Here is a 12,656-nt window from a genome sequence, read left to right on the forward strand (position 1 = left end):
TCCCCACAAGGGGGAGGTGGGGGCAGCCAACGCCGACATCAATCACCAACACTCTGCATCTGCCGCCTTTCGTCATAGGCCTTGCGCGCCGCGTTCACCTGGGCACGCGCTGACACCTCCGGCACCGCAACATCCCACCAATGGCCGCCGGCGTCGGTGGAAACCAGCGGATCGGTGTCGATGACCAGCACGGTTGTGCGGTTGTTCTTCCTTGCCTTTTCCAGGGCGGTTTCCAGCCCGGCGATCGACGGCACCTTCTCGGCGATCGCCCCCATGCTCGCCGCATGCGCGGCAAAGTCGATATCGAGCAGGATTTCGTGGCGCGAGTCCTTCAGGAGATTGTTGAAGTTGGCGCCGCCGGTCGCCATCTGCAGCCGGTTGATGCAGCCATAGCCACGGTTGTCGAGCAGCACGACGGTCAGCTTGAGGCCGAGCATCACCGAGGTGGCGATCTCGGAATTCAGCATCAGATAGGAGCCGTCGCCGATCATGACGACGACCTCCTCGTCCGGCTTCGCCATCTTGGTGCCGAGCCCGCCGGCAATCTCGTAGCCCATGGTCGAGAAGCCGTATTCGGCGTGGTAGGAGCCGGGCGCGCCCGCTTGCCAGAGCTTGTGCAGTTCGCCCGGCAGGCCGCCGGCGGCATGCAGCAGCGTCACACCCGATCCCATGGCGCGCTGCACGGCGCCGATCACTTGCGCGTCGGAAGGATAGGCGGCGTTGGTCGACGCCGTCACCTTGGCCGCCTCGGCCTGCCAGGCCTTCTTGCCTGTGGCCGCATTGTCGGTCCAGCCTGCCGGCGCCGTCCAGCCCTTCAGCGCCGCACCGAGTTCGGCCAGTCCTTCGGCCGCGTCGGCGACCAGCGGCAGCGCCCGGTGCTTGCCGGCGTCGAAAGGTTGCACATTAAGCCCGATGATGGTCTTGCCGGAGTTCTTGAACAGCGCCCACGAGCCGGTGGTGAAATCCTGCAGCCGCGTGCCGATGGCCAGCACGACATCGGCTTCTTCGGCCAGCCGGTTGGCGGCCGAGGTGCCGGTGACGCCGACCGCCGCCATGTTGAGCGGATGATCGTCCGGCAGCGAGGATTTGCCGCCTTGCGTCTCGCAGACAGGGATGCCGGCGCCCCCGGCGAATTTCGCCAGTTCGTCCGAAGCCTGGGAATAAAGGACGCCTCCGCCGGCGATGACCAGCGGCTTCTTCGCCCCCTTGAGCGCCGCCACCGCGGCGGCAAGCTCATGGCGGTCCGGCCGCGGCCGGCGCTGGCGCCAGACCCGCTCGGCAAAGAAGCTCTCGGGATAGTCATAGGCCTCTGCCTGCACGTCCTGGCACAGCGACAGCGTCACCGGGCCGCAATCGGCCGGATCGGTCAGCACCTGCATCGCGCGGTTCAGCGCCGGGATGATCTGTTCCGGCCGGGTGATGCGGTCGAAATAGCGCGACACCGGCCTAAAGCAGTCATTGACCGTCGCCGTGCCGTCGGTGAAATCCTCGGCCTGCTGCAGCACCGGATCGGGAATGCGGTTGGCGAAGACATCGCCGGGCAGAAACAGCACCGGCAGCCGGTTGACGTGGGCCAGTGCCGCCGCCGTCACCATGTTGAGCGCGCCGGGGCCGATGGACGAGGTCGCCGCCATGAAACGGCGGCGGAAATTGGCTTTGGCATAGGCGATCGCCGCATGCGCCATCGCCTGCTCATTGTGGGCGCGGAAGGTCGGCAAATCGTCGCGCACCTGATAGAGCGCTTCGCCGATGCCGGCGACATTGCCATGGCCGAAGATCGCCCAGACGCCGCCGAAGATCGGCACGGTCCCGCCGTCGATCTCGGCCATCTGCTTGCTGAGAAAGCGGGTCAGCGCCTGCGCCATCGTCAGGCGGATTGTCTTGCTCATGGTGGGTTCCTCCGCAGTCCTGATACCGCGCCTTCTTATGCTGCTTTGCGGCCGCGCGCGGCAAGCCACGCTTCGGTCAGCTGTTCGAAGCGCGAGGCCATGTCGGCAATGGCTTCGTCATCCGACATCTCGCCAGTGAGCCATTGTTCGGCCGCGTGGACGAAGATGGTGCGGCCGACGGCGAACCCCTTGACGATGGGCGCCTTGGCGGTCGCGGCGAAAGCGGCTTCCAGCTCGTCCTGCGGCGCTTCGAGGCCAAGCAGCACGACACCCCGGCACCACGGATCGTGCTTCAGGATCACCGCTTCGATCTTGGCCCAGGCGCCGGCCGAAGCCTGCGGTTCGAGCTTCCACCAGTCCGGCTGGATGCCGAGCGCATAGAGTTCCTCCAGCGCGCGCGGGATCGTAGTGTCGTCGAGCTTGCCGTGCTTGCCGGCGATGATCTCGACGAGCAATTCGCGGCCTACCTTGCGCGCGGCCTCGAACAGCGATCGCAGCTTCTGCTGCTGCTCTTCCTTGAGCGCCGCCGGATCGTCGGGATGATAAAAGCACAGGCACTTGATGCAGTGGTCGACCGGCCATTCGACGAGCTGCGAGCCGATGTCCTGCGAGAATTCGAAACGCAGCGGCCGCGACCCCGGCAGCTCCACCGGGCGCCCAAGCCATGCGAACGGATGGCGGGCGAATTCGAACATCGCCTCGCGGCCATGCTTCTCGTCGATCAGCATGCCGTAGCCGTCACGGCCGGCGGCGACCTTGGCCGCCGCCCTGACCGCCAGCACCTTGAAATCGCGGATGCGTGCGGGATCGGCGCCGGCCTTCGCCGCCACATCCTCGAGCTGCACGCGGTGGTCGCAGGCGAGCGCCATCAGCGAGGGAATGTCGCGCCGGCGCGTGGTCGCCCAATGGATGTGGTTGATCGCCTCGTCCTTGCGCAAGGCGAGATGCTTGCTGCCGTTCTTGAGGAAGAACTGCAATTCCTCGAAGGTCGGATATTCCGGCGCACAGAGCAGCCGCGACACGGCGAAGGCGCCGCAGGCATTGGCCCAGGTCGCGGCCGTTGCATGGTCTTCCCCACCCAGCCAGCCGCGCAGGAAGCCGGACATGAAAGCATCGCCGGCGCCCAGAACATTGTAGATCTCGATCGGAAAACCCTTGCCGACGACGCCATCTTCCAGATCGTCGCTGATCGGACCGTCATAGACGATGCAGCCCATGGCGCCGCGCTTCAGCACGATGGTCGCGGCAGACAGCGCGCGGATCGACTTCAGCGCGCTCAGGCAGTCGTCGGCGCCAGACGCGATCATGATCTCTTCCTCGGTGCCGACGATGAGGTCGCAATCGGGCAGCACCGTCTTCAACTGGGCCGAGACCCGGTCGGACTTGACGTAGCGCTCGAACCCTTCGGCATGGCCGGCCAGACCCCAGAGGTTCGGCCGATAGTCGATGTCGAACACCACCTTGCCGCCCTTGGCCTTGATGATGCGGATCGCCTTGCGCTGTGCGGCATCGCTGTTGGGCCGGGAAAAATGCGTGCCGGTGACGACGATGGCGCGGGCCGAAGCGATGAACGCCTCATCGATATCCTCTTCGGCCAGCGCCATGTCGGCGCAGTCCGAGCGGTAGAAGATCATTGGCGAGACGCCTTCGTCCTCGACCGACAGCAGCACCAGCGCGGTCAGCCGCTCCTTGTCGGTTTTCAGCCCGTCGACGCAGACACCCTCACGCTTAAGCTGTTCGCGGATGAAGCGGCCCATCTGCTCGTCGCCGACGCGGGTGAGCAGCGCCGAACGCAGGCCGAGCCTGGCCGTGCCGACCGAGATGTTGGCCGGGCAGCCGCCGACCGACTTGGCGAAAGAGGTGATGTCCTCCAGCCGCGAGCCGATCTGCTGGCCATAAAGGTCGACGGAAGCACGACCGATGGTGATGACGTCGAGCGGCGCCTGTTTCGCGTCCACGGCTTCGCTCATTGGAACCTCCCATCAGTCTTGTTGTCTTGAGCAACGCATTTTGGGGTACACGCGCGAGCGGCAGCGTGGCGCCGGGAATATGAAATAATAATTCCAATCCATAGTCAATATGGAATGAGCATTCCCCGGCCTAAAATCGCCCGACCATGCTAGGCCTTGCGTCTCTTGCCCGTGTTGCGCCGCTTCTCGCCAACGCCGACGGTCAGCGCCATGGCCAGCGCCATCGTTGCCGACAGCGAGCGGAAGCCGGCGAAATCGGCCTCGGTAACCTCGAACCAGACGCTGGCGAACTGGGCAAGCGGCGAAAACGAGCTGTCGGTGATGGCGACGATCGGCACGCCCTGTTCCGAAATGGTGCGCGCCTCATCGATGGTGGCCGGCGCGTAGGGCGAGAAGCTGATGGCGATGACGGCGTCCGCCGGCGTGGCAAAACCGATCATTTCGGCGTTCAGCCCGGCGGCCGATTCGAGCAGCTGGTTGCGGATCTTCAACTTGCCCAGCGCATAGGCGATGTAGGACGCCACCGGATAGGAGCGGCGCTTGGCCAGCACATAGATGGTCTCCGCCTTTGCCAGCAGGGAAATCGCATCTTCCAGATGCGCGTCGTCCAGCGTGCGCGAAATATCGTTGAGCGAGGTGCTGGCGGCGGCGACGAAGCCGTCGAAGATCGCCCGATGGCCGGCGCCGCCCTCGGCCTTGGCGCGCAAGGCCTGCAGGCGTTCGTCATAGGACGAGTTGCGCTCGCGCAGCCGCTCGCGAAACACCTGCTGCAGGCTGGTGAAACCGTCGAAGCCAAGCTGCTGGGCAAAGCGGATCAAGGTCGAAGGTTGCACCCCCGCCGAAGCGGCGATGCTGGCGGCGGTGCCGAAGGCGATGTCGTCGGGATTGTCGAGCGCATAGGCGGCGATCTGGGTGATGCGCCTCGGCAGGCTTTCACGCCGGTCCAGGATGGTGGCGCGCAGCGTCTCGAAGTCGCGAGGTACCCGTTCGTCCATCGTCGCTCTGTCCAGGCTCATCTATGGGTACCCTCTCTGCCCCATCATAGCCAGCCTGCGCAAGAACGCCATAAAAAATGAGGCAGACATTCCATTGCAAGGGAAAATGGACTAATTCATCCACGCAGCGCTTCAGGCAGTGGAGAAACGGGAAAATGGTCGGCGTCGGTCTCATCGGCACGGGTTTCATGGGCAAGTGTCACGCCATCGCATGGAGCGCCGTCGGCGCCGTCTTTCCCGACGTGGCCAAGCCACGGCTCGTCCATCTTGGCGAGGTGAATGAGGATCTCGCCAGGCGCAAGGCTGGCGAGTTCGGCTTTGCCAAGGCATCCGGCGACTGGCGCGCCGTCGTCAACGATCCGGACGTCGATATCGTCTCGCTGACCACGCCCAACCAGTTCCATCCGGAAATGGCCATCGCCATCCTCGAGGCCGGCAAGCATCTGTGGTGCGAAAAGCCGATGGCGCCAAGCTTCGCCGAGGCCGAAGCGATGGCGGCCGCGGCGAAAAAGTCAGGCAAGGTCGCCGCCCTCGGCTACAACTACATCCAGAGCCCGGCCATCCGTCACATCGGCACGCTGCTTGACGAGAAGATCATCGGCGAGGTCAACCATCTGCGCATCGAGATGGACGAGGACTTCATGGCCGACCCCGAGGCGCTGTTCTTCTGGAAGCACGAAGCCGCTTCCGGCTACGGCGCGCTCGACGATTTCGCCGTGCATCCGCTGTCGCTGGTCTCAGTGCTGTTCGGACGCGTCGCCAGCGTTATCTGCGACATGGCCAAACCCTATGCCGACCGCAAGCTCGCCGCCGGCGGCCGTCGCGCGGTGGAGACCTACGACATCGCCAGCGTGCTGATGCATCTGGAAAACGGCATTGCCGGCACGCTGCTGGTCAACCGCTCGGCGTGGGGCCGCAAGGGCCGCATCGCCATCCAGATCTTCGGCTCGAAGGGCTCGATCCTGTTCGACCAGGAGCGGATGAACGAAATCCAGCTCTACGTGACGGCCGACCGTCCGACCGAGCAGGGTTATCGCACCATCCTGGTGGCGCCGCACCACAAGCCCTACGACGCTTTCCTGCCGGCGCCCGGCCACGGCCTCGGCTTCAACGATCTCAAGATCATCGAGTGCCACGAACTCTTGACGCGGCTGGCCGGCAAGCCGGCGCGGGTCATCGAGTTTGCCGAGGGGCTGGAGATCGAGCGCACCGTGCATGCAATGGCGCGCTCGTTCGAGGAAAAGCGCTGGGTCGATGTGAGGTAGTCCCTCGCTTGGCGCTTCGCTGTAGTCGCTTCAGCCGGCGGCGGCTGGGGCGGTCGTTTCCCAGCCGCTCACCCAGATCTGCCGCAAACGATCGCCTTCGCCCTTGAAGCGTAGCCCCGTCGCCTGGCATGCCTCGATCCGGTCGCTGCGGAAATTGCGGATAGCCTGGCGCAGCTCGCACCAGGCAACGATGTTGGCGGTTTCGGCGTAGTAGATCAGCGCGATCGGGCGGATGAGGCGCTCGGAGGCGCGGCCGAGTTCGTCGCGATAGGACAGGTCCAGCTTCTCCTCGTCGCGGATGGCGCGGCGCACCAGCGCCAGATCGACCGCGCCGACCGAGGGCGCGGCGAACCCCCACGCATGCAGCGCATTGGCGTCGAACGTCTGGCGCAAGGGCGGCGGCACCGCGCCGGCGATCTTGGCGCTGACACGCTTGGCCGCCTGCTTGAGTTCGCTGTCGCCCGTGCGCTCCAGCAGCGCGAGAGACAGAACGATCGCTTCCATCTCCTCGATCGAGAACATCAGCGGCGGCAGGTCGAAGCCGGGGCGCAGGATGTAGCCGATGCCGCGCCCGCCCTCGATCGGCACGCGCATCGCCTGAAGTGCCGCAATATCGCGATAGACGGAGCGCACCGTCACTTCCAGCTGCTCGGCCATCATGGCCGCCGTCACCGGTTGCCGCGCCAGCCGCACGATCTGGATGATCTCGAACAGGCGTGACGCCTTGCGCATTTCCTCACCTGCTCCGATTGCAACTGACACACCATCGTCAGTAGGGCTGCCCTATACGACTGCCTATCAAGTTGAAAATCAACACATTCCTCAGCGGCTTGGCCGGGCGAGGCGACAGGCAACTGACATGAATTATGCGGAAAATCTCTGGCTGTTCTTCCTCCTCCTGTTCGGCATCATCATCGTGCCCGGCATGGATATGCTTTTCGTGCTTGCCAATGCGCTGACCGGTGGCGGCAACAGAGGGCTTGCCGCGACCGGCGGCATCATGCTTGGCGGCATGGTGCATACGCTGAACGGCGCCGTCGGCGTCGGCCTGCTGATGCACTTCGTGCCGGTCCTCTACAATCCGCTGCTGATCGCCGGCGCTGCCTACATGGCCTTTATCGGCCTGACGCTGATGCGCAGCTCGATCAAGGTCGGCCACGACGGGCCTGCCGGCAGCCGTTCCGCATGGAAGGCGTTTCGCCAGGGGCTGGTGATCTGCCTGATCAATCCAAAGGCCTATCTCTTCGTCTTTGCGGTCTATCCGCAATTTCTGAAGCCGGCCTACGGTCCGATCTGGATGCAGGCGGCCATCATGGGATTGATGACGGTGGCTGTGCAGTTTGCCGTCTATGGCGGGCTCGCCATATCAGCCGGGCGCAGCCGCAACCTCCTGGTCGCCAATCCCCGGGCGACCGCATTTGCCGGCCGGGCGGCCGGACTGCTTCTGGTCGCGGTTTCGGTGTTGACCGCCTGGCAGGGTTTGAAGGCGGCGTGAACGGCAGGCCCGAGCCTGGAAACACCGCCGCCCTATCCCCCGGCTTGTCAGGCGGCTCCCTGCCGGCTGTCGATCATGGCGCGGCGCACCGAGCGGCGCCACTCGACGGCGCCGGCAAGGCCGTGCAGCACCGTCTCGGTGGTCGCCCAGTCGATGCAGCCATCGGTGATGCTCTGGCCGTAGACGAGCGGCTTGCCGGGCACCCCGTCCTGCCGGCCGGCGACGAGATTGCTCTCGATCATGACGCCGATGATGCGCTCGTCGCCCGCCGCCACCTGGCCTGCGACATCGGCCGCGACCTTCGGCTGGTTCTCGGGCTTCTTGCCGCTGTTGGCGTGGCTGACATCGATCATTAGCCTGGGGGCCACGCCGATGCGGGCGAGTTCCACGCTGGCGGCCTCGACGCTCGTTGCGTCATAATTGGGCGCGATGCCGCCGCGCAGGATGACGTGGCAGTCCTCATTGCCGGTGGTCGTCGCGATGCCGCTGCGGCCGCCCTTGGTCACCGCCATGAAATGGTGCGGCTGGGCGGCCGATTTCACCGCCTCGGCGGCGATCCGCAGGTTGCCGTCGGTGCCGTTCTTGAAGCCGACCGGGCAGGACAGGCCGGAGGCGAGCTCGCGATGGATCTGGCTCTCGGTCGTGCGCGCGCCGATGGCGCCCCAGGCGACGAGGTCGGCGATGTATTGCGGCGTGGTCATGTCGAGGAATTCGGTTGCCGCCGGCAGGCCGAGATTGTTGACGGCGGAAAGCACGTTGCGCGCCATCCGCAGCCCCTTGTCGATGTTGAAGCTGCCGTCGAGGTCGGGATCGTTGATCAGGCCCTTCCAACCGACCGTCGTGCGCGGCTTCTCGAAATAGACCCGCATCACGATCTCCAGCCGGTCGGACAGGGCTTCGCGCAGCGCCGCCAGACGGCTGGCATAGTCTACTGCCGCGACCGGGTCGTGGATCGAACAGGGGCCGACGATGACGAGCAGTCGATCGTCGGTCCCGTTCAAGATGGCGTGGGTTGCATTGCGTGACGCGGCAACGGTGCGCGTCGCCGTCAGAGTGCGCGGTATCTCCCGCATCACCTGGTCCGGCGTGCTCAGTTCTCGGATTTCCTTGACCCGAAGGTCGTCTGTGGTGGTCAACACGGCTTTCTGCTCCTGATTGGGAGACCTGCCGGCTGAAACAAAAAAGCCGCCAGGTCTGGCGGCTGTTCGGATCTTGTTGCTGCAATCTTCAGATCGAGCGCAATCCTCCCGCCGCCAGCGAGCTCCTAAAGTACCAATACGTGGCGGTCAGGTTGATCATGAGGCTCATATAGTCGAAGCGGAGGCGCTTGTCACGTGTCTGATGACAGCCAATTCGGGATTGGCCGAAGCGCCTAAACTTCGTCATCCCTGGGCGGAGCAGGAGCGAAGCTCCGTCGCGGAGACCCTGGGATCCATGCCGCGACATTAGCCGACGAATGCTGCGGGGCAGAATTCTGCACCGCAGCAGCGCTTTGAAGTCGCGGCATGGATCCTCGGGTCTGCGCTGCGTCGCTACGCTCCTTGCTCCGCCCGTGGATGACGAAGCGAGGGCGTTTTCGCTAGACTTCCGTGATCCTACTCCGGTGACGCCCCGGCAATGCTCTGGTCATAGTCGACCAGCGATCCGGTCATCACGCCGGACTGCGGGCTGACCATGTAGCTGATCAGCCGGGCAAGCTGGTCCGGCTTCACCAATTGACCCATCGGCTGCGCGGCTTCGGCCTTTGCCAGCCAGTCGTCCGGCGCGTCGTGCCATTTCTTCTGCACGATGTCCTCGCCCTCGGTGTCCATCCAGCCGGGCAGCACAGCGTTGCTGCGGATGCGATTGTGCCGATACGCATTGGCGACGTTCTTGGTTAGCGTCATCAGCGCGCCCTTGCTTGTGGAATAGGGCGTCAGGAACGACTGGCCGCAATGCGCCGACATCGACAGCACATTGACGATCGAGCCGGGCGCCTTGCGCTCCAGCAGATGGGCGACCAACCCCTGCATCAGGAAGAAGGGTCCACGCACATTGGTGTCGAAGATCTGGTCGAAAAGCTCTTCGCTCGTCTCGACCAGCGACCCGCGCGCCGATGTCGCGGCGGCATTGACCAGCGCATTGATGGTGCCGAAATGCGAGATCGCGGTGGCGACAGCGCGCTTGCAGTCGACCACCTTCGAGACGTCGGCGCTGATGAAGATCGCGTCGACGCCCAACTTCTTGAAATGAGCGACGGCCTTGTCGCCCTTTTCCTGCGAGCGCCCGACCAGTGCCAAGGCCCGGCAGCCTTCGTCGGCCAGCGCCTCGGCGACGGCAAAGCCGATGCCTTGCGCGCCGCCGGTGACGATGGCGCGTGTTTCATGATTGCGACCGGCTGATGCGCTCATCGCTGTGCTCCTGTGTCTGGCGTTCTTACTTTGCCGCGTCGAGGCGGACGGTCTTGCCCGATGTCGCCGACTTCAGTGCCGCATCGGCCAGCTTCAGGGCCACGAGGCCGTCCGCACCGCTCGGCGCCGCCTTCTTGCCTGACGTCGCTGCCGTGATGAAGGCGGCGATCTCGATGGCATAGGCGTCGAGGTAGCGGGTCATGAAGAAGTCGTGCAGCGGCGGCCGCGTATAGCCCTTCTCGTTGGCCAGTTCGATCGACACCGGCCTCTGGTTCTCGGCCGCTACCATGCCCTTCGAGCCATGCACCTCGATGCGCTGGTCATAGCCATAGGTGGCGCGGCGCGAGTTGGAGATCACCGCCTGCTTGCCGGAAGCGGTCTCGAGGATGACGCTGACGCTGTCGAAATCGCCGGCCTCGCCGATCTTCTTGTCGACCAGCACCGAGGCATGGGCGCTGACCGCCACAACCTCTTCACCCAGCAGGAAGCGCGCCATGTCGAAATCATGGATGGTCATATCGCGGAAAATGCCGCCCGAGCGCTTGATGTAGTCGATCGGCGGCGCGCCCGGATCGCGCGAGGTGATGGTGACCATCTCGACGGTGCCGATGGCGCCGTCGTCGATCGCCTTGCGCACGGCGGCGAAGTGCGGATCGAAGCGCCTGTTGAAGCCGACCATCAGCGTCGCCTTGGCCTTCTCGACCACGGCCAGGCACTTCTCGACGCGCTTGACGTCGAGGTCGATCGGCTTCTCGCAGAAGATCGCCTTGCCGGCCTTGGCGAAACGCTCGATCAGGTCGGCATGGGTGTCGGTCGGCGTGCAGATGACGACGGCGTCGATGTCTTTGGACTTTTCAATGGCGTCGATGCTGCGCACTTCGGCGCCATAGGCCGTTGCCAGTTCGGTCGCCGCTTTCTCGAAGGCGTCGGCAACCGCGACCAGTTTGGCCTGCGGGTTGGAGCCGACGGCGCGGGCGTGGACCTTGCCGATGCGGCCGGCACCGAGGAGGGCGAAGCGGAGTACCATGGAATGTCCTTTGAGGATGGTTCGAAGCGGGGCGCCGGTCATGGGCGCGGTTGATTTTCCGGTCAAGACGACATCGACAGGGAGGCGATGACCATCGCCTCCGTGCCCGGCCCTAGGCCGCGAGTTCCGCCTCCCCGGTCTTGGCGCCGGTGATGTAGGAGACGATATCGTTTCCGTCGGTGTCCTGCTTGCGCAAATTGGCGACGATGCGGCCGCGGCGGAAGACGACGATGCGGTCGCAAAGGTCGAACACCTGGCGCATGTTGTGGCTGATCAGGATCAGCGGCTCGCCATTGTCCTTCAGCGTGCGGATGATGTTTTCGACCTGCGCGGTCTCCTGCACGCCGAGTGCGGCCGTCGGCTCGTCCATGATGATCAGCTTGGAGGCGAAGGTCGCGGTCCTGGCGATCGCCACGCACTGGCGCTGGCCGCCCGACATGTGGCGGATGGTGTTGGACAGGTTGGGGATCTTCACCGCCGTGCGGACCAGCGCTGCCTCGGTCGCCTTGCGCATGTATTTGCGGTCCAGGATCGAGAAGGGCCCGAGATTGAACAGCACCTTTTCGCGGCCGAGGAACAGGTTCGACGGCACGTCGAGGTCGTCGGCCAGCGCCAGGTTCTGGAACACCGTCTCGATGCCGGCTTCGCGCGCCGCGATCGGCCCGGTGAAGTTCACTTCCTTGCCGTCGAACCAGATCTTGCCGTCGGTGCGCTGCTCGACGGCGGTGATCTGGCGCACGAAGGTCGACTTGCCGGCGCCGTTGTCGCCCATGATGGCGACATGCTCGCCCTTGCGCAGTTCGAAATTCGCGCCTTCCAGCGCATGCACGCCGCCATAGCGCTTGGTCAGGTTTTCGGTCTTCAGGACGATGTCTGCCATGATCAAGCCCTCATTGCCCGCAGGCGTTGACGCCACTGGTCGAGAACGACCGCACCGACGATGATCACGCCCTTGACCATCTCCTGGTAGTAGGCGTCGAGGCGCAGGAAGGTGAAACCGGAGATGATGACGCCGAAGATCAGCGAGCCGATCACCGTGCCGACGATCGAGCCGCGGCCGCCCGACAACGAGACGCCGCCGATGACCGCCATGGCAATCGCGTCGAGTTCGTACATGACGCCCATGCCCGACTGCGCGGTGAGGTTCTTGGAACTCAGCACCACGGCGGCGAGCGCGGCGAGCACGCCGGCGATGACGTAGACGAGGATCTTGTGGTTGGCGATCTTGATGCCGGACATGCGCGCGGCGTCCTCGTTGGAGCCGATCGCGTAACAGTGCTTGCCGTAGCGCGTGTAGGTCATGATCAGCTGGAACAGCACCGCCAGCGAGAGGAAGATGATGACCGGCATCAGGCCTTTGCCGATGCCTGCGAAACTATCGGTGGGGAAACGAGATCGGCTGTCCCTTGGACCACCATTTGGCGATGCCGCGCGCGGTCACCATCATGCCGAGCGTGGCGATGAACGGCGGAATGCGCGTGTAGGCAATCAAGGCGCCGTTGACCAGGCCGGCGAACAGCCCGCAGCCGATCGCCACCAGCAGCGGCACGATGACAGGCAGGTCGGTCCAGCCCTGGGCCAGGAACATCGCCTTGGGGTTGGGGTTGCCGTTGACGGTCGCCACC

At 64.8% G+C, this 12,656-nt stretch carries 10 protein-coding genes and 1 pseudogene; 2 read left to right on the plus strand and 9 right to left on the minus strand.

Annotated elements, in window-relative coordinates:
• Positions 1-38 precede the first annotated feature (38 nt).
• The 3 genes from iolD to ACFSQT_RS03360 form a co-directional block, all read right to left on the minus strand.
• Positions 39-1,889, minus strand: coding sequence for a 3D-(3,5/4)-trihydroxycyclohexane-1,2-dione acylhydrolase (decyclizing) (gene iolD, locus ACFSQT_RS03350; RefSeq protein WP_379017009.1), 1,851 nt, complete (start codon positions 1,887-1,889; stop codon positions 39-41).
• Between the two features lie 35 nt (positions 1,890-1,924).
• Positions 1,925-3,859, minus strand: coding sequence for a bifunctional 5-dehydro-2-deoxygluconokinase/5-dehydro-2-deoxyphosphogluconate aldolase (locus tag ACFSQT_RS03355; RefSeq protein ID WP_379017010.1), 1,935 nt, complete (start codon positions 3,857-3,859; stop codon positions 1,925-1,927).
• Between the two features lie 149 nt (positions 3,860-4,008).
• Complete coding sequence (locus ACFSQT_RS03360; protein WP_379017015.1) at positions 4,009-4,854, minus strand: MurR/RpiR family transcriptional regulator; 846 nt, start codon at positions 4,852-4,854, stop codon at positions 4,009-4,011.
• A gap of 155 nt (positions 4,855-5,009) precedes the next feature.
• Between ACFSQT_RS03360 and ACFSQT_RS03365 the strand changes: the two genes are divergently transcribed.
• Entirely contained in the window at positions 5,010-6,119 is a 1,110-nt protein-coding gene (locus tag ACFSQT_RS03365) for a Gfo/Idh/MocA family protein (RefSeq protein WP_379017011.1), read from the plus strand.
• Positions 6,120-6,149: 30 nt separating this feature from the next.
• On the opposite strand, the gene ACFSQT_RS03370 is transcribed toward ACFSQT_RS03365, so the two are convergent.
• A complete protein-coding gene (locus ACFSQT_RS03370) occupies positions 6,150-6,851 on the minus strand; it encodes a helix-turn-helix transcriptional regulator (protein WP_379017012.1) in 702 nt (233 codons plus the stop codon).
• Between the two features lie 127 nt (positions 6,852-6,978).
• Between ACFSQT_RS03370 and ACFSQT_RS03375 the strand changes: the two genes are divergently transcribed.
• The gene (locus ACFSQT_RS03375; protein ID WP_379017013.1) at positions 6,979-7,614 is read left to right on the plus strand and encodes a LysE family translocator; all 636 of its coding nucleotides are present in this window, start codon (positions 6,979-6,981) and stop codon (positions 7,612-7,614) included.
• Between the two features lie 47 nt (positions 7,615-7,661).
• Here ACFSQT_RS03375 and ACFSQT_RS03380 read toward each other — a convergent pair whose 3' ends face one another.
• The 5 genes and pseudogenes from ACFSQT_RS03380 to ACFSQT_RS03400 form a co-directional block, all read right to left on the minus strand.
• A complete protein-coding gene (locus tag ACFSQT_RS03380; RefSeq protein ID WP_379017014.1) occupies positions 7,662-8,753 on the minus strand; it encodes a 3-deoxy-7-phosphoheptulonate synthase in 1,092 nt (363 codons plus the stop codon).
• Positions 8,754-9,209: 456 nt separating this feature from the next.
• Positions 9,210-10,004 (minus strand): SDR family oxidoreductase, encoded by a 795-nt coding sequence (locus ACFSQT_RS03385; protein ID WP_379016542.1) that lies wholly within the window; start codon positions 10,002-10,004, stop codon positions 9,210-9,212.
• Positions 10,005-10,029: 25 nt separating this feature from the next.
• The gene (gene iolG, locus ACFSQT_RS03390; protein WP_379016543.1) at positions 10,030-11,031 is read right to left on the minus strand and encodes an inositol 2-dehydrogenase; all 1,002 of its coding nucleotides are present in this window, start codon (positions 11,029-11,031) and stop codon (positions 10,030-10,032) included.
• A gap of 112 nt (positions 11,032-11,143) precedes the next feature.
• A complete protein-coding gene (locus ACFSQT_RS03395; RefSeq protein WP_095083257.1) occupies positions 11,144-11,911 on the minus strand; it encodes an ATP-binding cassette domain-containing protein in 768 nt (255 codons plus the stop codon).
• A gap of 2 nt (positions 11,912-11,913) precedes the next feature.
• Positions 11,914-12,656: pseudogene (locus tag ACFSQT_RS03400) on the minus strand (ABC transporter permease); the annotation flags it as partial.

The organism is Mesorhizobium calcicola, assembly GCF_042682105.1.
Taxonomy (GTDB): Bacteria; Pseudomonadota; Alphaproteobacteria; order Rhizobiales; family Rhizobiaceae; genus Mesorhizobium; species Mesorhizobium calcicola.

Bases quoted from the DNA above. Each gene is read 5' to 3' on its own strand.
- iolD (WP_379017009.1), bottom strand. From the start codon at position 1,889: ATGAGCAAGACAATCCGCCTGACGATGGCGCAGGCGCTGACCCGCTTT.
- ACFSQT_RS03355 (WP_379017010.1), bottom strand. From the start codon at position 3,859: ATGAGCGAAGCCGTGGACGCGAAACAGGCGCCGCTCGACGTCATCACC.
- ACFSQT_RS03360 (WP_379017015.1), bottom strand. From the start codon at position 4,854: ATGGACGAACGGGTACCTCGCGACTTCGAGACGCTGCGCGCCACCATC.
- ACFSQT_RS03365 (WP_379017011.1), top strand. From the start codon at position 5,010: ATGGTCGGCGTCGGTCTCATCGGCACGGGTTTCATGGGCAAGTGTCAC.
- ACFSQT_RS03370 (WP_379017012.1), bottom strand. From the start codon at position 6,851: ATGCGCAAGGCGTCACGCCTGTTCGAGATCATCCAGATCGTGCGGCTG.
- ACFSQT_RS03375 (WP_379017013.1), top strand. From the start codon at position 6,979: ATGAATTATGCGGAAAATCTCTGGCTGTTCTTCCTCCTCCTGTTCGGC.
- ACFSQT_RS03385 (WP_379016542.1), bottom strand. From the start codon at position 10,004: ATGAGCGCATCAGCCGGTCGCAATCATGAAACACGCGCCATCGTCACC.
- iolG (WP_379016543.1), bottom strand. From the start codon at position 11,031: ATGGTACTCCGCTTCGCCCTCCTCGGTGCCGGCCGCATCGGCAAGGTC.
- ACFSQT_RS03395 (WP_095083257.1), bottom strand. From the start codon at position 11,911: ATGGCAGACATCGTCCTGAAGACCGAAAACCTGACCAAGCGCTATGGC.